The organism is Chordicoccus furentiruminis (assembly GCF_019355395.1).
GTDB classification, from domain to species: domain Bacteria; phylum Bacillota; class Clostridia; order Lachnospirales; family Lachnospiraceae; genus Chordicoccus; species Chordicoccus furentiruminis.
The window spans coordinates 880012-902791 of record NZ_CP048829.1 but is presented as its reverse complement, the minus strand read 5'-3'; the positions used below and the strand labels follow the sequence as shown (position 1 = coordinate 902791).

The window sequence follows — 22780 nt, the reverse complement described above, 5'->3', positions numbered from 1 at the left end:
TTCGTTTGGAAAAGATTCTGTGCCCCTAATTTCAACGATTTTGTAAAGAGCAAGGGAGAATGATGCAGCGTATGGTATGAGGTGAGGAAACCAACATGCATGATGCAGATACTGTCGCAGGGGAAATCCCCGGGCGCGGCAGGATGGGAGGGGGAAATGCAAAATCATTCGGGATCAAGAATATTGGTGCTGGGATCGCACGGCAACCTTGGAAGTCAGATTGTTCGTGAATTAAAGATAAATGGTGCCGGTGAATTGTATCCCTGGACAAGAGCAGACTGTGATCTGACGGATTTGAATCGTCTGGAGACGAAAATAGCAGATCTGCCCCCGACGGTGATCATCAATACTGCGGCATACAATGACGTGGATGCCTGTGAACACCGCATAAGTGAGCAAAAAAAGGCCATTATGCTCAATGTAAGGCTGGTGGACTGTCTGGCTCGGCTGTGCCAGGAATCCAAAATAAAGCTCATACATTTTTTAACAAACTATGTGTTTTCGGGAACAAAAAAGTATTACACGGAATATGATCAACCATCTCCGATTAATTTTTATGGCTTGACGAAACAGCTCGGAGAAGAATCGATTATTGAACGAATGAAAGATGGATTAAACGGCTGTGTCATTAGGGTATCCAACTTGTTTGGCCCCTGTGGGATGAGCAGAAATTCAAAACCGAGCTTTTTTGAAGCGATCAGCAAGGCAGCAAAGAAGAATGGTGCTTTGAACGTTGTGGCAGATGAAAGAGGCTGTTTTGCGTACACAAAAGATGTGGCACGCGCCTTAGCTGCGTCTTTTGAGGATGAAATGTTTAGCGGAATTTATCATTTTGTTAATGCAGATCCGATGAGCTGGTATGAGGCTGCAGCTTTATACTTTCATTTGATGGATGTTCCGGTTTCACTTCGGCCGGTTGACGGATCTTCATATGGGAGAGAAGCGCCCAGGCCAGGCTCCGCCGTTCTTGTTTCGACCAGAAGTGAGACATTGAGGAGCGTTCAATTCGCTTTGCAAGAATATTTGGAAGAGATGAACCGAACGCCGATGACACGGTCCAATGATAGTTAAGAACAGAAGAACATTGAAATGGAAGACTCAGTCAGGATGGAGAGCAGGATAGAAAGCGGAAACCGAAGCGAGTATGAACTGCTGCTGACGCCGGTTCAGTGCAGCAGGAAAGTGTCTTGTATCCACATGGTGGAGGATGACGAAGGAAGCGGAGAACCGGATGAAATCCCGCGCAAAGGCCATAGCGGAATCGAAGTACGCGGGACAGCTTCAGGACTATTTTGCGGATCTGCGGCTTATTGCAGCGGAAGCGTGACCGTTTCTTTTCCTATCGGTGTCCGCAAAGGACGGATCCGGAAAGGGCGGCGGATGCTTCATCCGGTTTATCAGGGGCTGCCCATCGCGGCGTTGCATGAGGGAGGCGGCGTAAATGTCAGAGGATTGGAAGCGTCGGATCGGAATCGGCCTGCTGGCGGTGCTGGCGCTGATGCTGCTTGTGAGGCTCGTCCCGGAGCTGATCAGCGATATCCGGAGCGGCGTGCGGGACAGAAGAAACAGAGCCTATTACGCGGATCTGACGGAGCGGACGGACGAGGTGATGAAGAAGGATTACCCGGAGCAGCTGGCGAAGGACCTGAAGCATCTTCACGGGTCCGATAAGCTGGATCTTTCGTCCATCCGGGTGGAGTACCCTGAGGCGGATAAGATTCCGTCGGAGGAGAAGCTGAAGACGGAAAGCGGCGGGAACTGTGATCTGTACTGGCCGCCGGAGTGTGAGGTGACGATTGAGGCGGATGATGCGCTCGACCGGATGTCCCGGCGGGATATCTATGATCTGATGGCGGCCGTGCAGGCGCAGCTGGCGGAGACGGAGGAGTCGGTATTTAAGGCAAGGCTGTCGGATGACATGGAACGGGTGAAAGAGGACAGCGTCGTTGGAGATATGTGGTATGTGGGGTTTCAGGAAGAAGCGGTGAAGGGACCGGAGCATTTCTGTCTGAAGACGAAGAAGTATGAGTACCGGGACGCGTGGCAGGCGTACTCCTACTACCGGAACGGGACAAGGTTTTACGCCGGCCCGCCGGATGGCGAGGAGGACGAGCCGAAGGTGACACCCGGTCCGGTGTATTATTCGGACGAGCAGCCTTCGAGCAGCTCCGGCAGAGGCCGCGCTCCGGCCGCCGGTTTCGATTCTCCGCGCAGCCTCCCCGATTATGATGACAACGATCCGTATGATGTCTACGATTACGATGATCCGGAAGACTTCTACTATGACAATGAGGACCTGTTCGACGACTACGAGGAGGCGGAGGACTACTACTACGACGCCTGGGGCGAGTGACGGGAGAGAACGCCGGCCCTTGCGGGATCTCGCCGGAATGCGGGAATTGTGATACAATCGGAGAAGAGTAAGAAGACCGGAGGATGCTTGCGATGTATGAGACAGAAGTCAGGGTGGTGACGATGCCGGTCAGCGAGTGGATGAGCCGCTACTGTGACCCGGATCGGTTTATCCCCGCATGCAGAGAGTGCCCGGAGTACGGAAACAGATGGTCCTGTCCGCCGGGCGCGCCGAAGGCGGAGACGCTGGTCGGAGACCGGAAGACCGTGGAAATCATCGGGGTGAAGGTAATCTATGACGGAGAGACGCGCCGGAAGGCTGCTCTTTCGCCGGAGCTTGCGGACAGACTCTGCCAGCTGAACTACGGAAGAGCGAAGCGAAAGCTTCTGGAAGCGCTGCTTGCGCTGGAAACGCTCTTCCCGGATTCTGTCGCGATCATGGCAGGACGATGCGAGGTCTGCGACCGCTGCACGAGACCGGAGGGAAAACCCTGCCGCTTTCCGGAGAAGCTGAGGTACTCCTACAGCGGCCTCGGCTTCAATCTGGTGGGCGTGGCCTCGGAGGTGCTCAATATGCCGCTGCTCTGGCAGAAGGGGGGCCTCCCGGAGTACCATGTCGCGATCGCGTCTCTGGTGCACAGCTGACGGGTGCGGGGCGTATCCGACAGAATTTGCGGAAATCATGAGATTCGGCTTGACACAATGGTTCCGTCGGATGTATCGTTTTTATAAGTTAATATAACTGAAAAGCGACGTAGCGATTTCAGTTTTATTGTACAGTTTTTGAATGCGATGCAGCGTTTTGAACGAGCGGATCAGCCTGTTTAAGACGCTTTTTTTACGCGATGAGAAGCGGCGCATACGCATCTGGTTTAAGAGACGCCGGACGGGCCGGATGATAACCGGGCCGGCGGGGGTAACTCCGGGCGTGCTCCGACGGCCGGGCAGATCCGGCTGGGCTTCAGAAAAACCGACAAAGGGGGACAGACATGGAACGATTCGCAGTAAGAACCAACATTGTGCTGGGAGACGGTCTGGACGAGTTTACCGGGAATATGAACAAGGTATTCGTCGTCACGGATCACTTCATGGCGGTCAGCGGCAAGGTGAAGTACGTCACCGACAGACTGGACCGCGCGGGAAAGGAGTATGAGGTATACTCCGAGGTGGCGGCGGAGCCGGATCTCGGCGTGGTGACCGGGGGCGTGGAGAAGCTTGTTGCCTTCGTGCCGGATACGGTGATCTGCCTCGGCGGCGGCGCGTCCATCGACGCGGCGAAGGCGATTGTCTTCATCGCACGCCGGATCGACGAGAAGTTTAAGAAGATCTGCTTCATCGCGATTCCCACCACGAGCGGAACCGGCTCCGAGGTGAGCAATTTCGCCGTGATCATGGACAAGTCCACAGAGACGAAGTATCCGCTGATCGATGCCAGCCTTCTTCCGGACATCGCGATTCTGGATGCTCAGCTTGTTGTCAGTGCGCCGCCTTCCGTGACGGCTGATACAGGCGTCGATGTGTTCACGCATGCGGTCGAGGCGTTCGTTTCAAAGGAGCACAACGACTTCTCCGACGCGATGGCGGAGAAAGCGCTGACGCTGGTCGGTGAGAACCTTCTGACCGTGTACAGGGATCCGCAGAATCTGGAGGCAAGGCAGAAGATGCATCACGCTTCCTGCATGGCCGGCATCGCGTTCGCCAACTCCGGACTCGGTCTGAATCACGGCATGGCGCATGCGCTCGGTGCTCACTTCCATATCCCGCACGGCCGTGCCAACGGCATCCTGCTCCCTTATGTGATGAGCTTCAACGCGGGCTGCATGGATCAGCTCACGCCGGCGGCGAAGCGGTACGCCCTGATTTCCCGGTGCCTCCATGTGGAGGATACGAACGTCCGCCAGAGCGCGCTGACGCTGATCCGGATGGGAAAGAGATATATCGAGCGGATGAATATGCCGTCCACGATCGCCGCGGCAGGCGTGAGCGAGGAGGATTTCGAGAAGCAGCTGGACGATATGGCGGCCGCCGCACTTGCGGACCGCTGCACCGCGTCCAACCCGAGGGAAGTGTCGCTTGAGCAGATCAAGGATATTTACCGCAGGGCATACAGAGGAAAGCTTCTCTGAGCACTTCTTCAGCGGGAGCGCTGCGCGTCCGCGGGCGAAGAACCGGATGGAACGGGAACGGTGAGGCAAAAAAAAATATGTGCTCAGTACCGGTTGACATCCCGTCCGGCCTTCGGTAGAATTATATAAATCTGACAGTTTCATATTCCATTTTTTGGCGAAAACACAAGAGTGCGCTGTAGCACAATGTGTTTTGTAATTCGGATGGGCGACGTAGCTCCATGAATTTTGCTGACTGCAAAATCTCATGGGGCTGTTTTACTCTTTTCGAGGAAGAAAGGAGATCCGTGAAGAATATGGACTGCGAAGAAACCGGAAACATATGCTGTGCGCTCGTGCTCATGCAATCCGGGCCGGACTTCCGGCGAACGTTTGAGCGTGGGCGCCGGTGCCTGAGGAGCCAGAGGGAGGAGCATGTCGGAATTCAGTGACGGCAAGGAACGAATCATTCAGGAATTTGTTCCGGGCAAGCAGGTGACCCTTGCCCATGTGATCGCGAACCCGGACAGGAATCTTTACGGCAAGCTGGGGCTCGTGGACGCGGAAGGCGCGATCGGCATCATGACGATCACACCGAGCGAAGGCGCGATGATCGCCGCGGATGTGGCCTCCAAGGCAGCTGACGTGAATGTCGGCTTTGTGGACCGCTTCAACGGTTCGCTGGTGATCACGGGCGATGTGGCCGCGGTGGAAGTGGCCCTGAAGAATGTAATGAGTGTTCTTTGCGACATGATGGGTTTCGCTCCTGCCCGTCTCACGAAGACCTGAGACGGGAGCCCTGATGGAAGAGCGAAAAAAGAAACGGATTATTCTGATCGGCCGTTCAACAGCGGGAAAAACAACGCTGTGCCAGCGGCTGAATCATGAGGAACTGAATTACTGCAAGACCCAGACGGTTCAGATCATCAACCGGAATATGATCGATACGCCGGGAGAATATCTGGAACGGAGGGGATTCCGGGGTGCGCTGATGGTTTCCTCCACGGAAGCGGACCTGATTATCTTTGTGCAGGACGCGACTGAGAACGGAACGATGTTTCCGCCCCAGTTCGGAACCATGTTCGCGAAGCCCTGCGTGGGGGTGGTCTCGAAGATCGACATCGCCACGCCGCAGCAGATCGCGGATGCGGAGGCGTTTCTCCGGGCGGCCGGCGCGGGACGGATCTTCCGGATCAGCAGTGTGACCGGGGAGGGCGTGAAAGCGCTGGCGGAGGAGCTGGAAGCCTGATTGAGGCGGTCTGTCCGGGATGCGGAGCAATGGCGGTGATATGGAAAAGACGGAAAAGAAGCTGAAGATCCTGATTGCAGACGACGAGCCGCTGACGAAGATGGACCTGAAGGAGATGCTGATTGAGGCCGGATATGAAGTGACCGGAGATGTGGCGGACGGCTTTGACGCGGTCGAGGCCTGCCGGCGGGAACGGCCGGATCTGGCACTTCTTGATATCCGGATGCCTTATCTGGACGGCCTTTCGGCGGCCAAGATCATTTTTGACGAGGATCTGGCGGACGCGATTGTCCTGCTCACTGCCTATACCGATATGGAATTTGTCAATCAGGCGAAGGAGTGCGGAGTAGGCGGGTATCTGGTCAAGCCGATTGATGAAAAGTCGCTGGTCCCCAGCATCGAGCTGGCTGTCAGCCGGAGCCGGGATCTGAGGGCGCTCAAAAAGGAGGTCGCCAAGACGCAGGAACGGCTGGAAAGCCGTGTAGTCGTCGAGAAAGCAAAGGGCCAGATCATGCTCAAGGAAGGCAAGAGCGAGCAGGAGGCCTACGAATATCTGCGAAATATCAGTCAGGTAAAGCATCTGTCGATGCGGAAGGTGGCTGAGATGATCATGGTCAGGGGTGACTGAGCGATGGAGAAGGAGGAGATCCGTGCTCTCTGCCGCCAGTATACGGATCTGACCGATGAGGAGATTACAGAGCTGCTGAATATGTCAAGTCTTCTGCAGCCGATGGCGGATATCGAGGAAGCGGATATGTTCATCGACTGTCCGATGATCGGCGGCGACGCGCTGGTGATCGCGGAGGCGAAGCCGACCAAGGTTCCGTCCTCCTACAAGACCGCAGTGGCGGGCATGTTCGCCAAGCAGGAGAACGAACCTGCGGTGGCAAGGACGTTCCGGCTGGGAATCGGCACCAGACAGATGAAGGCCACGACGCAGGAAAACGGGGTGACGATCCAGACGGTCGAACCGATCCGCAGAGGCGAACGGGTGATCGGCGTGCTGATCCGCGAGAAGCGGACCAACGAGGATATTCAGCTCAACGAGAAGTTCCACCTCTCTGGCAAAGGATATGAAGCCATTGCCAGCTCGCTTTCCCGGATCAGCCCGGAGAACAACTGGCTGACGGAGTGCATCGATGAGGCGCTGCTGCTGGTTAACCGGAAGGGCGTCATCGTATTCAGCAATTCGCTGGCCCGGAAGCTGTACCAGAAGGTCGGGTATGTCGAGGACATCATCGGCCAGCCGTACGCCAACGTCCAGCTGGAGATGACCGGTGACGGATCAAAACCGGCGGATCGGGATTACTCCTATGAGGAGGCGGCTGTCGGAAACCGGGTGCTCAGCATCAAGCGGGTTCCGCTTGACTCGGAGGACATTTCGTTCGCTGTGCTCATGCGGGACATCACCAAGCAGAAGGAGCAGGAAAAAGAGCTGGTGCTCAAGTCCGTCGCGATCCGCGAGATGCATCACAGGATCAAGAACAGTCTCCAGACCGTTGCGAGCCTTCTCCGCATCCAGATCCGCCGCTCGGACAGCCCGGAGGTCAGGGAGGTGCTCTCGGAGAGCATGACGAGAATCCTCTCCATCGCCAACACGCATCAGCTGCTGGCTCATGAGGTGGCGGACGACGTGATGCTCGGCGAGGTGCTCAAGAACCTGAGGGAGACGGCGCTGAGGGCATACATTCCCCAGAACTACACCGTAAGCATCACCATCGAGGGCGATGACTTCAAGGTGGATTCGGATACGGCCACTTCGGTGGCGCTGGTCGTCAATGAGCTTCTCCAGAACGCGCTGAAATACGCGTTTCATGAGGGCGACGACGGACACGTCCGCATCCTGGTGACGAGAGGCGCACTTTATTCCCAGATCATTGTGGAGGATGACGGCGAAGGCTTCCGGGCGGATGACCCGGACAGCGCCCATCTCGGGATTTCCATCGTCAGGACGATGGTGAAGGATAAACTGCAGGGCGATATTGACATCAGGTCAGACAGCCGCGGAACCCGGATCCGTTTTCATTTTTTGAACAGGCTGATGAAGCCGGTGGAATGAAGCGGCCGGAGTTCGGAAAGGGCAGGAAATGACGAAACAGGTAATCAAAAGCGTCGGCATCGACATCGGTACATCGACCACCCAGCTGGTTTTCAGCAGGCTGGTCATCGAAAATGTCGCCGGAAGCTATACGGTCCCGCGGGTCAGTATAGTCGAGAAGGAGGTCATCTACCGGAGCCAGATCTACTTCACGCCGCTCCGCTCCGGTACGGAGATCGATGCGGACGCAATCAAACGGATTGTCCGGAAGGAATATGAGGCCGCCGGCATGAAGCCGGAGGATCTCTCCACCGGAGCGGTGATCATCACCGGCGAGACGGCGAGAAAGAAGAATGCCAACGACGTGCTCGAGGCGCTGTCGGACCTGGCCGGCGACTTCGTGGTCGCCACAGCCGGACCGGATCTGGAGTCGGTACTGGCGGCGAGGGGCGCCGGAGCGGACGTGCTGTCGGAGGAAAACCGTACCGTGGTGGCCAACCTCGATGTGGGAGGCGGCACCACGAATATTGCGGTCTATCAGAACGGATCGCTGCGCGGCGTCTGCTGCCTTGATATCGGAGGCCGGCTGATCAAGGTGGAAAACGGGAAGATTTCCTACATCTTCCACAAGACGAAGGATCTTGCCGCCAGCCACGGCATCTCGATCGAGGCGGGCGAGCGGGCCGATCCGGAGAAGCTGATGAAGCTCTGCCGGCTGATGGCCGGGGAGCTCGCCAAGGCGCTCCATCTGGAGGAGGCGGATGCGGAACACCGCTCCCTTTACACCAACGACGGGCATATGCTCCCGGAAGAACCGCGGATTGCCGCGGTGACTTATTCCGGCGGTGTCGCGGACTGTGTGTATAACACGAACGAGACGGATGTCTTTCGGTACGGAGACATCGGCGTCCTGCTCGGAAGGGCGATCAGCGAGAATCCTCTGCTCGGCTCGCTGAAGCTGTTCCGCGCGAAGGAGACCATCCGGGCCACCGTGGTGGGCGCCGGCACGCACGCAACGGATGTTTCGGGCAGCACGATCCGGTATGACCGTTCGAAGCTGCCGCTTAAGAACATTCCGGTGCTCAAGGTGTCGAAGGCGGACGAGGAGACGACCGAGTCCTTCATTCATTCCATCGAGAGCCAGATCCCGCTGTTCCGCAGCGAGGGCAGGATCGAGCAGATTGCAATTGCATTTTCAGGTGAGAACCGCTCCAGCTTCAAGGAGGTTCAGGAGCTGGCAGCGTCAATCATAAAAGGGGCCAGGGAGGTGATCGACAGCGACTATCCTTTGATTGTAGTGGTAGAGAACGATATCGGCAAGGTGCTGGGCAACGCACTCAATGTACAGCTTGAATTCAAGAAGCCCATTATCTGCATCGACCGGATTCATACGGCCGGCGGCGACTACATCGATATCGGCGAGCCTCTTGCCGGAGGCACGGTTTTACCAGTTGTGAACAAGACACTCGTTTTTAATACATGAGAGAGGTGATACAAAGTGATCCTTAAGACAAGACTGTTTGGCCATACTTACGAGTTCAAATCCGTGAGAGAGGTTATGGCCAAGGCGAACGAGGAGAAGTCCGGCGACAAACTGGCAGGCATCGCCGCCGAGACAGCAGAGGAGAGAGTGGCGGCCAAGTACGTCCTCGCCAATCTGACACTGAATGACCTGCGTAACAACCCGGCGGTTCCCTACGAAGAAGACGAAGTGACCCGCATCATCCAGGATGACGTCAACGAGAAGATCTTCAACGAGATCAAGAACTGGACTGTGTCCGAGTTCAGAGAGTGGCTGCTGGACATCAACACGACGACCGAGATGATCCGCCGCGTATCCCGCGGACTGACCAGCGAGATGGTCGCCGGCGTCTGCAAGCTGATGAGCAACCTCGACCTGATCTACGCAGCTAGGAAAATGCGTGTCAGCGCGCACTGCAATACCACGATCGGTCTTCCGGGCACGTTCTCGTCCAGACTTCAGCCGAACCACACCACAGACGATCCCAAGGGCATCATCGCGTCCGTGATGGAAGGTCTTTCCCTCGGATGCGGCGATGCGGTCATCGGCCTCAACCCGGTTGACGATTCGGTTGAGAGTGTAGCTCGTATCCTGAAGATGTTTGATGAGTTCAAGAACAAGTGGGAGGTTCCGACCCAGATCTGCGTGCTCGCTCACGTGACCACTCAGACGGAGGCGGCGAAGAAGTTCGGCGCTCCGCTCGACCTGATGTTCCAGTCCATCGCCGGTTCCCAGAAGGGCAACGAGGCATTCGGTCTTACCGCCGAGATGCTGGAGGAAGGCCGTCAGACGATGCTCACCAACTCCACGGCGACCGGTCCGAACGTCATGTACTTCGAGACAGGCCAGGGCTCGGAGCTTTCGTCCAACGCGCACAACGGATGGGATCAGGTGACGATGGAGGCAAGATGCTACGGCTTTGCGAAGCGCTTCCAGCCGTTCCTTGTCAACACGGTTGTCGGCTTCATCGGACCGGAGTACCTGTACGATTCCAAGCAGGTTACCCGCGCCGGCCTTGAGGACCATTTCATGGGCAAGCTGACGGGCATCCCGATGGGCTGCGACGCCTGCTACACGAACCACATGAAAGCGGACCAGAACGACATCGAGAACCTTGCGGCTCTGCTGGTTTCCGCCGGCTGCAACTACATCATGGGCGTTCCGGAAGGCGACGACTGCATGCTGATGTATCAGTGCACCGGATATCATGAAGCGGCTTCTCTGCGTGAGATCTACGGCCTCCGCCCGATCCATGAGTTCGATATGTGGCTGGAGAAGATGGGATTCTCTGAGAACGGCAAGCTGACCAAGCTCGCCGGCGACGCGTCCGTGTTCATGACGAAATAAGAGAGGAGGTGACAGAGTAAATGGAAAACAAGGATTTAAAATCAATCATTGAGGAAGTACTGAAGGAAATGAATCTGGGCACAGGGAGCGCGGCGGTGACAGGTGAGCCGCAGAAGGAGACCTGCGCGGCCAAGGCGCCCGCAGCGGCAGCCGCCGGCGAAGGCCTCTGCATCCCATCCAAGGGGGTTAAGCTTGAGCCCTCTGTCGTCGAGGACGGAGAGCTTCCGGATATCACAAAGATCGACATCCGCACCCAGTACCTTGTTGACAACCCTGTGAACGGCGAAGCGTATGCCGAGCAGAAGAAGGCGGCACCCTGCCGTCTCGGCATCGGCAAGGCGGGAGCCAGATACAAGACGCTGCCGCAGCTGGAGTTCCGCGCGGCTCATTCCGCGGCTCAGGACGCCGTCTTCAACGACGTGGATGAGGACTTTGTCAAGAGCCAGGGCCTCTTCATCGTTCAGACGCAGTGCGACAGCAAGGATACCTACCTTACCAGACCGGACCTCGGCCGTAAGCTGAGCCCGGAGGCGGTGGAGACCATCAAGGAGAAATGCAAGAAGAACCCGACGGTTCAGATCTATGTCTCCGACGGACTTTCCTCAGCAGCCGTGGCGGCCAACACAGCCGACCTTCTTCCGGCGATCATGCAGGGACTTCAGAGCTATCATATTGATGTAGGCACTCCGTTCTTCGTCAAGTACGGCCGCGTCGCCGTTGAGGACGAGATCTGCGAGCTGACCGGAGCCGATGTGGTCTGTACCCTGATCGGCGAGCGCCCGGGCCTCATCACCGCGACCTCGATGTCGGCTTACATCGCTTACAAGGCGACCGTCGGGATGCCGGAAGCGAGAAGAACCGTCGTTTCCAACATTCACAGCGCAGGAACCAATCCGGCGGAAGCAGGCGCGCACATTGCGGAAATCATCAAGATCATGCTGGAGAAGAAAGCCAGCGGCACTGACCTGAAACTGTAATCCATGTGGAGGTAATAGAAAATGAAAAGAGACCCTATTTGCGCGAAGGTTCTCGCAACCAGACTGATCCCCAACGTCTCCCCTGATCTGGCGGCCAAGCTGGAGCTGAGACCGGATCAGAAATCGCTGGCGCTGATCACGGCTGACATCGATGATGTCACCTACACCGCTCTCGACGAGGCGACCAAGAAGGCTGACTGCGAAGTGGTCTACGCGAAGAGTATGTATGCCGGAAGCGCCAACGCCAACACGAAGCTGGCCGGTGAAATCATCGGCATCCTCGCGGCTCCGAATCCGGCCGAGGCAAAGGCCGGCCTCGACGCCTGCATCGATATGATCGAGAATGTCTGCCACTTTGTGTCCGCCAATGATGACGACTCGATCTGCTACTATGCGCACTGCATTTCCCGCACAGGCTCCTACCTGTCCGCTTCCTGCGGCATCGCCGAGGGCGAGGCGATCGCGTATCTGATCGCGCCTCCGCTGGAATCCATGTACGGCGTGGATGCGGCGCTGAAGGCAGCCGACGTGAAGTGCTGCGTCCTCTATGCACCGCCTTCAGAGACCAACTTCGGCGGCGCCCTTCTGACCGGAAGCCAGTCCGCCTGCAAGTCCGCGTGCGACGCGTTCGCGGCAGCGGTGGAATCGGTTGCCGACCGTCCGAAGGAATGACTGACGGAGAAAGGGAGGTACGATGCAAGCGCTAGGCATGATCGAAACCCGCGGCCTGGTTCCTTCGATCGAGGCTGCTGACGCCATGCTGAAAGCTGCCAATGTATCGCTTCAGTGCAAGACGCACATCGGCGGCGGGCTGGTCACCGTGATGGTGCGCGGAGACGTGGGCGCCGTAAAGGCGGCGACAGACGCCGGCGCGGCGGCGGCCGAGAGAGTGGGAGAGCTGATCAGCGTGCATGTGATTCCCCGGCCGCATCCCGAGACGGAGGGCATCCTCGATACTTTGAAAAAGCCCTGCGGTCCGACGGATCCCGAGGGACCGGACGGAACGGACGGACCGGCGTCCGGCGCTCCTTCCGGGCCGGATCCGTCCGGAACGGCGGCTGAACCGGAGGAGCCGGAACAGCCGACGGTGAAGGACGAGGCGGAGCAGAGCCCGGAGCGTCCGGCGGAGAATCCTCCGGTTCAGGAGAAATCCGCCGAGCCCGAATCCGCCGTCTCCGGCACTGCAAAGGAAGACCCGGCCGGACTCAGATACACGCCCGAGGCGCTTCAGAGCCTCAGAGTCGTCCGTCTGAGAGACATTGCGAGACAGCTGGGCATCGACAACATGACGAGACAGGAGATCCGCTTCGCCAAGAAGGAAGAGCTGGTGGAGAAGATCACAGAGTTCCTGAGCAGACAGATTGCCCGGGAATGAAAGAAAAATAGGAGTGTTCTCATATGAAACTGATTGATAAGGATCTGATGTCTGTTCAGGAGGTCAGAGAGCTGGTGGAATCCGCGAAGGAAGCCCAGCGCGAACTGGCCCGTATGAATCAGGCGCAGGTTGATCACATCGTCCGCTGCATTGCGGACGCCGGCGTGCGCAACGCGAAGCGTCTGGCCAAGATGGCGCAGGAAGACACCGGCTTCGGCAAGGTCGACGACAAGGTGATCAAAAACGTATTTGCAAGCCGGGGTGTCTATGAGCACATCAAGGATATGAAGACCATCGGCGAGCTTGAGCGCGACGATGAGAAGGGACTGCGTGTCATCGCGGTTCCGGTCGGCGTGATCGCCGGTCTGATTCCGTCCACAAACCCGACATCCACGGCATTCTACAAGTCTGAGATTTCAATCAAGTCCGGGAATGCCATCGTTTTCTCGCCGCACCCCACCGCGCTTCGCAGCATCATGGAGGCGGTGAAGGTCATCCGTCAGGCGATCGCCGAGGCGGGCGCCAACGAGAACCTGGTTTCCTGCATCAGCATTCCGACGATGGAGGCGACGACCACCCTGATGCATCACAGGGATGTATCGCTGATCCTTGCGACCGGCGGCTCTGCGATGGTACGCGCGGCTTATTCCTCCGGCACGCCGGCGATCGGCGTCGGACCGGGCAACGGACCGGCCTATCTTGAGAAGACATGCGACCTGCCTCTGGCGGTCAAGCGGATTCTCGACTCCGAGACGTTCGACAACGGCACGATCTGCGCCTCCGAGCAGTCCATCATCTGCGACGAGGATATGGTGCCGGCGGTTCAGGCCGAGTTCGAGCGTCAGGGCGCTTACTTCCTGGATGAGGAAGAGCGCGAGAAACTGGGCAAGTTCATCCTCCGCGCGAACGGAACCATGAACCCTGAGATCGTAGGCAAGAGCGTCGCGACGATTGCGGAGCTGGCGCATCTCGACAAGGTCCCGGCCGACGCGAGAGTCCTCATCGCGCGGGAGACCGGCGTAGGCCGCGGCCATCCGTACTCCAACGAGAAGCTCGGACCGATCATGGGCTTCTACACCGGAACCGACTATGTGGATGTCTGCGACAAGGTCTGCGAGATTCTCTACTATGAAGGCGCGGGCCACACATTCTCCATGCACACCAAGAACGACGAGATGGTTGACTATTTCGCGAAGCGTGTGCCGGCGTCCAGAATCATCGTCAACACGCCGAGCACGCTGGGCGGCATCGGCGCCACCACGAACCTTCAGCCGGCTCTTACGCTGGGCTGCGGCGCGGTCGGCGGAAGCGCAACCAGCGAGAACGTCGGCCCGATGCAGCTGCTGAACAAGCGCTATGTTGCCTACGGCCAGAAGGAGCTGGAGGACATCAAGCAGGAAATCGCGGACTGCATTGACGGCGTGGACAGCACACCGGATCTCAGCAATGTGGACATCGACGAAATTGTGAAGAGTGTAATCGCCAAGCTGAAGGCTCTTTGAGCTGAAGCGTACCGGCGGTCAGAGAAAGGAGAGTAACGGATTATGGCAGTTGTGCAGGCACTGGGAATGATTGAGACAAAAGGTCTTGTCGCTTCGATCGAGGCGGCTGATGCGATGGTCAAGGCGGCGAACGTCACCCTGATCGGCAAGGAGCATGTGGGCGGCGGTCTTGTGACCGTGATGGTGAGAGGCGATGTCGGCGCCGTCAAGGCAGCGACTGACGCGGGCGCCGCGGCAGCGGAGAGAGTCGGCGAGCTGATCAGCGTCCATGTCATCCCGAGACCGCATGAAGAGGTGGAGTACATTCTTCCCTCTCTGAAGAAGGAGTAAAGAATCATGGCGAATATGACGGAAGCACTTGGAATGATCGAAACGAAGGGCCTGGTTGCCTCCATTGAGGCGGCTGATGCGATGGTCAAGGCGGCGAACGTCCGTCTGATCGGCAAGGTCCATGTGGGCGGCGGCCTTGTGACCGTGATGGTGAGAGGCGATGTCGGCGCCGTCAAGGCAGCGACCGACGCAGGCGCGGCAGCGGCGGAGAGAGTCGGCGAGCTGGTCAGCGTGCATGTCATCCCGAGACCGCATCAGGAGGTGGAGTTCATTCTGCCGAAGCTGGGAGAGTGAGTTTCCCGGGAGCCTTCCGAAACGGAAGGCTCCCCGATACGATAACGGGAGGAGTGAAGGTGCATGAAAGCAATCACTGAAGAAATCCTTCGTTATGAACTGAGAAATTCACAGCCGGAAGTCTATGTGATTCCGGAAGGGAAGATCCTCACACCTGCCGCCAGAGAGTACCTGCAGCAGCGCAAGATCCGCTTCCAGAGAGAAGGCAGTTTTCAGGAAATCAGAAAAACGGCGGAGCCTGAGAAAACGGAGAAGCCGAAGATCGTGGCGACCCCGGTGCCGGAAAGCGAGCCGGTGAAGGTTGTCGTCCAGCAGCCGGAAAAGCCGAAGTATGAGGATTATGAGACCGGGGCCTTTTACTATGAGAAACCGGAGCATATGACGCAGCTCTTCGGCAACAAGCTGGTGACGAAGGATCATCCGAGGATTCTTTTCCGGGGAAAGCTTGACTCTCTCCAGTCGCTGGTGGTTCTGGATCAGGCGCTGATCTGCGCCTCTTCGGGCTGCGGCGCGCTGGTTCAGGATCTCGGCGATATTCTGAAGCATCTGCGGGAGCTGATGCGGTGTGATGTGCTGGATGAGCCTCTGGTCAGCCGGACGACAATCGGACTGACACACGAGGAGCTGAGGGAGCACTCCCACAATCCGATGAAGTTCTACAACATCAAGCAGATGGTGCTGCCCGATTACTCCATGGGGACGGAATACGCGCTGCTGAATCAGCTGCGTTCCTCGATCCGTGAGACGGAGGTGGCCGCCTGCAGTGCCTTCCGGGAAGGAAGCAAGTACACCCGGAGCGACATCATCGAAGAACTGAACCGTCTGTCCAGCGCTCTGCATATCATGATGTGCAAGTATCTGGCCGGACAGTATGACGAGGGAGGCAGTCGATGAAAGATCTGGTATCGGCGGTAATGGATTCGATCCATATGGCCGGACTTGTGGAAATTGAGGTGTCCGCGAAACATGTTCACCTGACGAAGGAGGACGTGGAGGTGCTCTTCGGCAAAGGCGCTGTGCTGGAGCCGGCGAGGCCGTTGTCCCAGCCGGGACAGTTCCTGTCCCAGCAGCGGGTGACGCTGGTCGGACCGAAGAAGAGGATGGAACGGGTCGCCGTGCTCGGTCCGTGCCGTGCCGCGACACAGGTTGAGCTCTCGAAGAGCGACTGCGTGGCGCTCGGCGTGGACGCGCCGCTCAGGGAATCCGGCGATGTCGCCGGCTCGGGCGCGATCACCATCGAGGGACCCTGCGGAAGCCTGGACATCAGGGAAGGGGTCATCATTGCCCACAACCACATCCATGTGACGCAGAGGGATTCGCTGCTGCTGGATCTGAAGGATAAGGACCGGGTAGCGGTCGAGGTGCTCAGTGACAGACCCGTGATCTTTGAGGACGTGATCATCCGGGTGAGCCCGAAATTCAGCTGCAAGATGCACATCGATTTCGATGAGGCGAATGCGGCCTTTGTCCACGGATTCACGATGGGCCGCATCATCCGGAAGATCAGCAAAGAGGGCATCGGCAGAAGCCGCAGCTGGTGAATAAGGAAAGCGGCTCCGCATCGGGTGCGGATTGCGGACAACGAAGGATAAATCGAAAATAAATAATCGCTAAGGAGCGGACGGTTCATGTTGGATGTCAAGCGAATCGATGACTATATGGCCAAAGTCTCCGGATCACAGCAGACCGTCTTTCCGGCCAAAGGCCGGCTGAAGACGGGGCTGGACCTGGGAACGGCCTACATCGTTCTGGTGGTGCTGGATGAGAATAACGAGCCTGTCGCCTGTGAGAAGCAGGCGGCGAGCGTGCTGCGGGACGGCGTGGTGGTGGATTATACCGGTGCCAGCCGGATCGTCAGGGAGCTGAAGGCAAAACTGGAGGAAAGGCTTGGCAGAGAGCTGACCGAGTGCGCCATCGCGATGCCGGCGGGCACAGAGTCCAGCGTCCGGACCCACCAGTATGTGGCGGAAGGAGCGGGCTTCGAGGTCACGAACGTGCTGGACGAGCCCACGGCTGCCAACTCGATCTACCGGATCCGGGACGGCGTGGTGGTAGATATCGGCGGCGGTACGACGGGACTGGCTGTGTTCCGGGACGGAAAAGTAGTCCAGACAGAGGATGAACCGACGGGCGGAACCCATCTTTCTCTGGTGCTGGCAGGCAATTATCATATTTCCTTTGAGGAAGCGGAGAAGATCAAGCAGGATTACAGCAGGCACAAGGAGATTATGCCGGTCGTCCGTCCGGTCGTGGAGAAGATGGCCACGATCGTCACGAAATATGTGAAGCCTGAGGAGGCGGACACGATCTATCTGTGCGGCGGTACCTGCTGTCTTACAGGAATTGAGGCTGTGTTTGAAAAGGTGACGGGCATCCATACGGTGAAGCCGGCGGATCCTTTTCTGGTCACGCCGGCGGGGATCGCGATCAACTGCGTCCTGCCGTAACGAGCCGGCGTGATATGCCTTTCTGGAAAAAACCAGAGGAAAGGAGGTACTTTGGAGAGACAGGAACTGATCGATCAGATCGTCGCCCGCGTCAAGGAGAAGATCGGTCGGAACGTGACGGCTGAAGACGTCGCCGCGTGTCTCGGCGGCGGTTCCGCAGGCTGTGATGCGTGCAGCGCATCGTGCGCGGGCGGATCCGGGGCGGATTCAGATGATGACCGGCCCGGGCTGCTGATTCTGACACAGGAACACGGCACCGTTTGTCATGAACTGCTTGAAAGCAGCCGGCTTAAGGAGCATTTCCGGACGGAATGCGCGCTGGCGGAAGAGTATGCGGTTGATCTTGACCGGATCCAGTCGGTCATTCTGTTCAATCTGACCGTTGACGCGATGGCGAAGATCGCCTCAGGTGAAGGAGATACGCCTTATACGTCGCTGGCAATCCGGGCTCTGCTCGGCGGGAAGAAGCTCTATGTGCTGAAGGATCAGGTCGAACTGTTCCGCTATCGCGGAACGGCTCCCGCGCCCTATTATGAGATGATGAGCCGGAAGCTGGATCTTCTTGTGAAATCAGGGCTGGCCGTCTGTGAAAGAGAACAGATCGAGGACTGCGTGCTGGGACTTGTTTCCGGCTGCGGATGCGGGAAGCAGGGAGAAGCGTGTGCTTCTTCAGAATGCGGCGTGACCGCCTCCTGTGATACCGGTGAAAAGGTCGGCTGCTGCGGCGAAAAGCCGCAGAAGGCGGAAAAGGAGATCCGGATCACGAAGAAGGTGATCACGGAGCGTGATATCATCGAGGCGGACAGAGAAAAGGTCACATGCATTCACCTGCGGAAGGGAAATATCCTGACCGATCTGGCGAAGGACGCGGCATCGAAGCGCAATATTCGTCTGGTCAATGAGTAAAGGCCACAGGAGGATGTGAAATGAGGGTAGCAAAGGTCATCGGGAATATCTGGGCAACCCGGAAGGATGAGAAGCTGGCCGGACTGAAACTGCTGCTGGTTCAGCCGATCGATGTCCGGAACGGAGAAACGGAAAGTACGCCGATCGTTGCCGCGGATATCATCGGCGCGGGCGTGGGTGAGACGGTTATCGTCGTCGGAGGCAGTTCCGCGCGGAGCGCTGTCGATGACATGAAAATTCCCGTCGATGCCACTGTGGTCGGAATCGTTGACGATCTTGAGATTGTGAAATAAGCGGCCGGCCGGATCAGGCCGGGAGCGGAGCGGGAAGGAGCGGAGCATGAAGCTCGCCATCGGGATGGTTGAACTGAACAGCATTGCCAAAGGCATAGAGACCTGCGACTATATGGTGAAATCCGCACGGGTCGAGCTGCTCCGGTCCGCCACGACCTGTCCGGGCAAGTATCTGATCCTGATCGGAGGAGAAACCGGAGATGTGAAAACCGCGGTGGCGGAGGGAATCAGCCGGGGAGGCGGGAATGTCGTGGACTCCCTTTTGCTTCCCAACGTCCATCCGGCGGTTATCCCGGCGGTCAGGGGAAAGACGCAGCCCTCCGCTTACGGAGCGCTCGGTGTACTGGAAACCCGCACTGTCGCCGCGGCGGTGACAGCGGCGGACGCGGCCGCGAAAGCGGCGAACATTGTCCTGATCAGGGTGCATATCGGCTACGCCATCGGCGGGAAGGGATATGTGACGCTGACCGGGGAGGTGGGATCGGTTGAGGCCGCTGTCGAGAGGGCGAAGAACAGCACGGACCGCCTGATCGGTACGGCTGTGATTCCGCATCCCTCGAAGGAGTTACTGAAACGGCTGGCGTGACCCGGGCGGTTTCGTGAAAAACGTACGGGTTACATCAGAAAACGGAGGATCAGCCGATTCTCCGGAGCAGCGGAAACCGGAAGCCCGCGGCTTGGCTGACAGCAGGAAGAGACTTGAAAAGAAGCGGAGCTCCGGATAACGGATGTGACAAAAAGGGAATATAATGGAGAGGAGCTGCAATGGGTGAGTTTACATCAAGTGTATCGAACTGGGTACACAATCTGTCGATCAACTCCGTCATCATGATGATCATGATGATTTTCATGATTGTCGGCGCGGTCGACAAGATCCGCGGCAACAAAAAGGGATACGGTGAGAAGTTTGAGGAAGGCTTCAACGCGATCGGACCGCTGGCGCTGTCTATGGCGGGCGTTGTGGCGGCTGCGCCGGTGCTGGCACAGGTGCTCGGACCGATCATCAAGCCGATCTACACGGTTTTCGGCGCTGATCCGTCCATGTTCGCCACCACGCTTCTGGCCTGCGACATGGGTGGTTACCCGCTGGCCATGCAGCTGGCCGGTGACCAGGCGATCGGGAATTTCGCCGGACTGATCCTCGGCACCATGATGGGACCGACCATCGTCTTCACGATTCCTGTCGCGCTCGGCATCATCGACAAGAAGGACAGAGGCTATCTGGGCGCCGGCGTTCTCGCGGGTATGATCACGATCCCCATCGGCTGCGTAATCGGCGGCATCGCGATGACGGCGATGACCCCGTACAAGCTCTCCATCGTCCGGATCCTTCAGAACCTGATCCCCGTCATCATCATCGCGGGTCTCATCGTGTTCGGCCTCTGGGTCGCACCGGCGAAGATGATCAACGGCTTCAACAAGTTCGGCACGGGCGTGACGGTTGTCATCACCGCCCTGACGGCGATTGCGGTATTCGAGCAGATCACCGGCATTATGTTCCCGCTGTTCGACCAGATGGCGACCAAGGACGCGACGACAGGACTGTCACCGCTTGATTCCGGTCTTCTGACATGCGGTCAGATCGGTATCGTGCTGATCGGCGCCTTCCCGATGGTGGAGTGGATTACCCGTACCTTCGGCGGTGCGCTGAAGAAGCTCGGCAGCGCTCTCGGCATCAATGAGACGGCATCCGCCGGTATGGTGGCCAACCTTGCGAACAATATCGCGATGTTCAATATCTTCAGCGGCATGGATCCCAAGGGCAAGCTGCTCAACGTGGCGTTCGCTGTGTCCGCGGCATTCGTGTTCGGCGATCACCTCGGCTTCACGGCCGGCGTGAATCAGACGATGGTCACTCCGGTTATCATCGGCAAGCTGACGGCAGGCATCACCGCCCTCATCGTGGCGAACATCCTGTCTCCGAAGCTTCTTGAAAAGGTTAAGGCAACGGCGACCGAGTGATCTGAGGGTCGCTGATGAAAGGAACGGCATATGAATATCAGCGAAGAGATGATTCGTGAGATTATCACGAAGGTGATTGAGCAGTCCGTCAAGCCGGACAGCAGGGAAGAGGACTGCGGGTTCGAGAAGACGGTGGATCCGAGCGGCATCATCGGAATCAAGACCTCGACGGTGAAGTGCGAGAGGTTCCAGCAGGACGGCGTCGCGCTGAAGGATGTGACGACTCTGGACGAGGCGCCGCGGATGGGCTGCGGCATCATGGAGCTCGATCATACCAGCTTCGAGTGGACGCTGACCTACGACGAGTATGATCTGGTGCTGGAAGGCAATCTGGAGATTGAGATCGACGGCCGGATCGTCTCGGGCCAGGCGGGCGACATCATCTACATTCCGAAGAACAGCCACATTCATTTCCAGACTCCGGACAAGTGCAGATACGCTTACTTCGTCTATCCGGCGAACTGGGCTGATCTCGCCTGAGAAGTCAGGAATACGGCGGTGACCTGAGCTGCGGCGAAGGCGCCGCCGGAACAGAAAGAAAGCGTGCGAGTGCTTTCAGTGCAGGATTAAAATGTCCCGGACGGTTATCAGCGGGCTCGCCCCGGCGAGACCGTTCCGGGACATATTCAGGAGGAAGAAAATGCAGGACAGTCATGATCAGATCCGCATCGTGCAGGAGACGGTGGCAGGAAAGGAGATCACACTGGCCCATGTCATGGGCGGCCCGTCTCCCATCATCTACCAGAAGCTGGGCATGAACCCGGCGATCGACTACGGGTCCTCAGCGATCGGGATCATGAACATGACGCCGCCGGAGTCGGCGGTGATCGCCTCCGACATCGCGGTCAAGAGCGGGGACGTCTATCTCGGTTTCGCGGACCGCTTCACAGGCACGCTGATCATCTCGGGAGAGATCGCGGACGTGACCTCGGCCATCACCGAGGTGGTGAACTATTTCCGTGACGTGCTCGGCTATGTAGTCTGCCCCGTCACGAGACGATAGGAGGCGCTGTTTGAGCCGGAAACTGACGAAAGACGAACTGCTGAAGGAGCTGTTCCGGGATCATTACGTTCCGGGACAGACAAAGAAGCTCCGCGAGGTGCGTGTGAGAGTGCCCGGACGGGAGATGAGCCTTGCCCATCTGATCGGCGTCTCCCAGACCGAGGTGTATCACAATCTCGGACTCCATATCGGCGTTCACGAAGGAGAGGATCATACGGGGGACAGCATCGGCCTTATGAAGTTCACTCCCTGGGAGCTGACGGTCGTCGCGGCGGATATCGCACTGAAGTCCGGCGGCGTCGAGATCGCGTTCATGGACCGCTTCGGCGGCGCGCTGATTCTTACGGGTCAGCGTTCCGAGGTGCGGGCGGCGCTGGAGGGGGTATCCTCCTTTGTCCGGGATGTGCTGCATTTCACGGTATGCGAGATTACGGAGAGCTGACGGCAGGTCGATAAGGGATCGCGATGAAGAGAATGTTTCTGATGGGCCGGAGTGAGGCGGGGAAGACCTCTCTCACGCAGGCACTGAAGGGAGAAAAACTCCATTACCATAAGACACAGTATACATATGCCGGCGGAGAAACCATCGATACGCCGGGCGAGTACTCGGAATCCAAGCAGGTAGGCGTCGGGCTGGCCTGTTTTTCTTTTGAGGCGGACGTGGTGGCGATCGTCTGCGCCGCCGACGAGCCGTTCAGCCTGTTTGAGCCGAACTGCAACTGTTTTCTGAACCGGCCGCTGATCGGCATCATCACCAAGATCGATTCGCCCTACGCCAATCTTCCCATGGTGACACGCTGGCTTCAGAATTCCAACTGCGAACGGATTTTTTATGTCAACAATGTGACCGGGGAGGGCATCGATGAGCTGAAGGCCTATCTGGCCGATGAACCGGAGCGGATCTCGCTTGAGGAGGCAAAGGAGAGACAGCATCTCGGGCTTCCGGACTGGCAGCCTCGTTCCGGGGAGGAACAGAACGCCGGCCTGTGACCGCTCCGCGCCGTTTCATGCCGCTGTAACAGGACAGAAGATTCAGACAGAAGGAGCTGCCGCCGCAGCTCTTTTTTTCGTGTCGATC

26 protein-coding genes and 1 pseudogene are annotated in these 22780 nt (G+C 58.0%); all 27 read left to right on the top strand.

Annotated elements, in window-relative coordinates; translation table 11 throughout:
* Positions 1-99: 99 nt before the first annotated feature.
* The 27 genes and pseudogenes from G4C92_RS04205 (at position 100) to G4C92_RS04075 (ending at position 22692) form a co-directional block, all read left to right on the top strand.
* Entirely contained in the window at positions 100-1071 is a 972-nt protein-coding gene (locus tag G4C92_RS04205) for an SDR family oxidoreductase (RefSeq protein ID WP_274941351.1), read from the top strand.
* A gap of 370 nt (positions 1072-1441) precedes the next feature.
* Positions 1442-2353: a hypothetical protein gene (locus G4C92_RS04200; RefSeq protein WP_274941350.1), complete on the top strand. Its 912-nt coding sequence runs from the start codon at positions 1442-1444 to the stop codon at positions 2351-2353.
* A 92-nt stretch (positions 2354-2445) separates the two neighbouring features.
* Positions 2446-2997 (top strand): DUF2284 domain-containing protein, encoded by a 552-nt coding sequence (locus G4C92_RS04195; RefSeq protein WP_274941349.1) that lies wholly within the window; start codon positions 2446-2448, stop codon positions 2995-2997.
* A gap of 344 nt (positions 2998-3341) precedes the next feature.
* A complete protein-coding gene (locus tag G4C92_RS04190; protein ID WP_274941348.1) occupies positions 3342-4478 on the top strand; it encodes a 1-propanol dehydrogenase PduQ in 1137 nt (378 codons plus the stop codon).
* 414 nt (positions 4479-4892) lie between these two features.
* Positions 4893-5246: a BMC domain-containing protein gene (locus G4C92_RS04185; RefSeq protein ID WP_274941347.1), complete on the top strand. Its 354-nt coding sequence runs from the start codon at positions 4893-4895 to the stop codon at positions 5244-5246.
* Positions 5247-5259: 13 nt separating this feature from the next.
* Positions 5260-5706, top strand: a complete 447-nt coding sequence (locus G4C92_RS04180; RefSeq protein WP_274941346.1) for a EutP/PduV family microcompartment system protein — start codon at positions 5260-5262, stop codon at positions 5704-5706.
* Between the two features lie 40 nt (positions 5707-5746).
* On the top strand, positions 5747-6334 hold the full coding sequence (locus G4C92_RS04175; RefSeq protein ID WP_274941345.1) for an ANTAR domain-containing response regulator: 588 nt from the start codon (positions 5747-5749) through the stop codon (positions 6332-6334).
* 3 nt (positions 6335-6337) lie between these two features.
* On the top strand, positions 6338-7765 hold the full coding sequence (locus G4C92_RS04170; protein ID WP_274941344.1) for a sensor histidine kinase: 1428 nt from the start codon (positions 6338-6340) through the stop codon (positions 7763-7765).
* Between the two features lie 28 nt (positions 7766-7793).
* Positions 7794-9227, top strand: coding sequence for an ethanolamine ammonia-lyase reactivating factor EutA (gene eutA, locus G4C92_RS04165; protein ID WP_274941343.1), 1434 nt, complete (start codon positions 7794-7796; stop codon positions 9225-9227).
* Positions 9228-9242: 15 nt separating this feature from the next.
* Positions 9243-10613, top strand: coding sequence for an ethanolamine ammonia-lyase subunit EutB (locus G4C92_RS04160; RefSeq protein WP_274941342.1), 1371 nt, complete (start codon positions 9243-9245; stop codon positions 10611-10613).
* A 20-nt stretch (positions 10614-10633) separates the two neighbouring features.
* Entirely contained in the window at positions 10634-11590 is a 957-nt protein-coding gene (eutC, locus tag G4C92_RS04155; protein ID WP_274941341.1) for an ethanolamine ammonia-lyase subunit EutC, read from the top strand.
* A gap of 21 nt (positions 11591-11611) precedes the next feature.
* On the top strand, positions 11612-12262 hold the full coding sequence (gene eutL / locus G4C92_RS04150; RefSeq protein WP_274941340.1) for an ethanolamine utilization microcompartment protein EutL: 651 nt from the start codon (positions 11612-11614) through the stop codon (positions 12260-12262).
* A 22-nt stretch (positions 12263-12284) separates the two neighbouring features.
* Positions 12285-12554, top strand: a pseudogene (locus tag G4C92_RS15060) (BMC domain-containing protein); the annotation flags it as partial.
* Between the two features lie 434 nt (positions 12555-12988).
* Positions 12989-14467, top strand: a complete 1479-nt coding sequence (locus G4C92_RS04140; protein ID WP_274941338.1) for an acetaldehyde dehydrogenase (acetylating) — start codon at positions 12989-12991, stop codon at positions 14465-14467.
* Positions 14468-14509: 42 nt separating this feature from the next.
* Entirely contained in the window at positions 14510-14797 is a 288-nt protein-coding gene (gene eutM, locus G4C92_RS04135) for an ethanolamine utilization microcompartment protein EutM (RefSeq protein WP_274941337.1), read from the top strand.
* A gap of 6 nt (positions 14798-14803) precedes the next feature.
* Positions 14804-15091 (top strand): ethanolamine utilization microcompartment protein EutM, encoded by a 288-nt coding sequence (gene eutM, locus G4C92_RS04130; RefSeq protein ID WP_274941336.1) that lies wholly within the window; start codon positions 14804-14806, stop codon positions 15089-15091.
* Positions 15092-15154: 63 nt separating this feature from the next.
* Positions 15155-15985, top strand: a complete 831-nt coding sequence (locus G4C92_RS04125; RefSeq protein WP_274941335.1) for an ATP-binding protein — start codon at positions 15155-15157, stop codon at positions 15983-15985.
* Complete coding sequence (locus G4C92_RS04120) at positions 15982-16632, top strand: PduL/EutD family phosphate acyltransferase (protein WP_274941334.1); 651 nt, start codon at positions 15982-15984, stop codon at positions 16630-16632. The genes G4C92_RS04125 and G4C92_RS04120 overlap by 4 nt, the downstream gene beginning before the upstream one ends.
* Before the next feature lie 87 nt (positions 16633-16719).
* The gene (eutJ, locus tag G4C92_RS04115) at positions 16720-17538 is read left to right on the top strand and encodes an ethanolamine utilization protein EutJ (protein ID WP_274941333.1); all 819 of its coding nucleotides are present in this window, start codon (positions 16720-16722) and stop codon (positions 17536-17538) included.
* Positions 17539-17589: 51 nt separating this feature from the next.
* A complete protein-coding gene (locus G4C92_RS04110; RefSeq protein WP_274941332.1) occupies positions 17590-18444 on the top strand; it encodes a hypothetical protein in 855 nt (284 codons plus the stop codon).
* Between the two features lie 20 nt (positions 18445-18464).
* Positions 18465-18737 carry a EutN/CcmL family microcompartment protein gene (locus G4C92_RS04105; RefSeq protein ID WP_274941331.1) on the top strand — a complete coding sequence of 91 codons (273 nt, stop codon included), beginning with the start codon at positions 18465-18467 and terminating at the stop codon, positions 18735-18737.
* A 46-nt stretch (positions 18738-18783) separates the two neighbouring features.
* Positions 18784-19323, top strand: coding sequence for a BMC domain-containing protein (locus tag G4C92_RS04100; RefSeq protein ID WP_274941330.1), 540 nt, complete (start codon positions 18784-18786; stop codon positions 19321-19323).
* Between the two features lie 179 nt (positions 19324-19502).
* The gene (locus tag G4C92_RS04095) at positions 19503-20699 is read left to right on the top strand and encodes an ethanolamine utilization protein EutH (protein ID WP_274941329.1); all 1197 of its coding nucleotides are present in this window, start codon (positions 19503-19505) and stop codon (positions 20697-20699) included.
* 30 nt (positions 20700-20729) lie between these two features.
* Positions 20730-21179, top strand: coding sequence for a cupin domain-containing protein (locus G4C92_RS04090; RefSeq protein ID WP_274941328.1), 450 nt, complete (start codon positions 20730-20732; stop codon positions 21177-21179).
* A 160-nt stretch (positions 21180-21339) separates the two neighbouring features.
* Entirely contained in the window at positions 21340-21702 is a 363-nt protein-coding gene (locus G4C92_RS04085) for a BMC domain-containing protein (protein WP_274941327.1), read from the top strand.
* Between the two features lie 10 nt (positions 21703-21712).
* Positions 21713-22144, top strand: coding sequence for a BMC domain-containing protein (locus G4C92_RS04080; protein ID WP_274941326.1), 432 nt, complete (start codon positions 21713-21715; stop codon positions 22142-22144).
* 23 nt (positions 22145-22167) lie between these two features.
* Positions 22168-22692, top strand: a complete 525-nt coding sequence (locus tag G4C92_RS04075) for a EutP/PduV family microcompartment system protein (protein ID WP_274941325.1) — start codon at positions 22168-22170, stop codon at positions 22690-22692.
* The last annotated feature ends 88 nt before the right edge of the window (positions 22693-22780 follow it).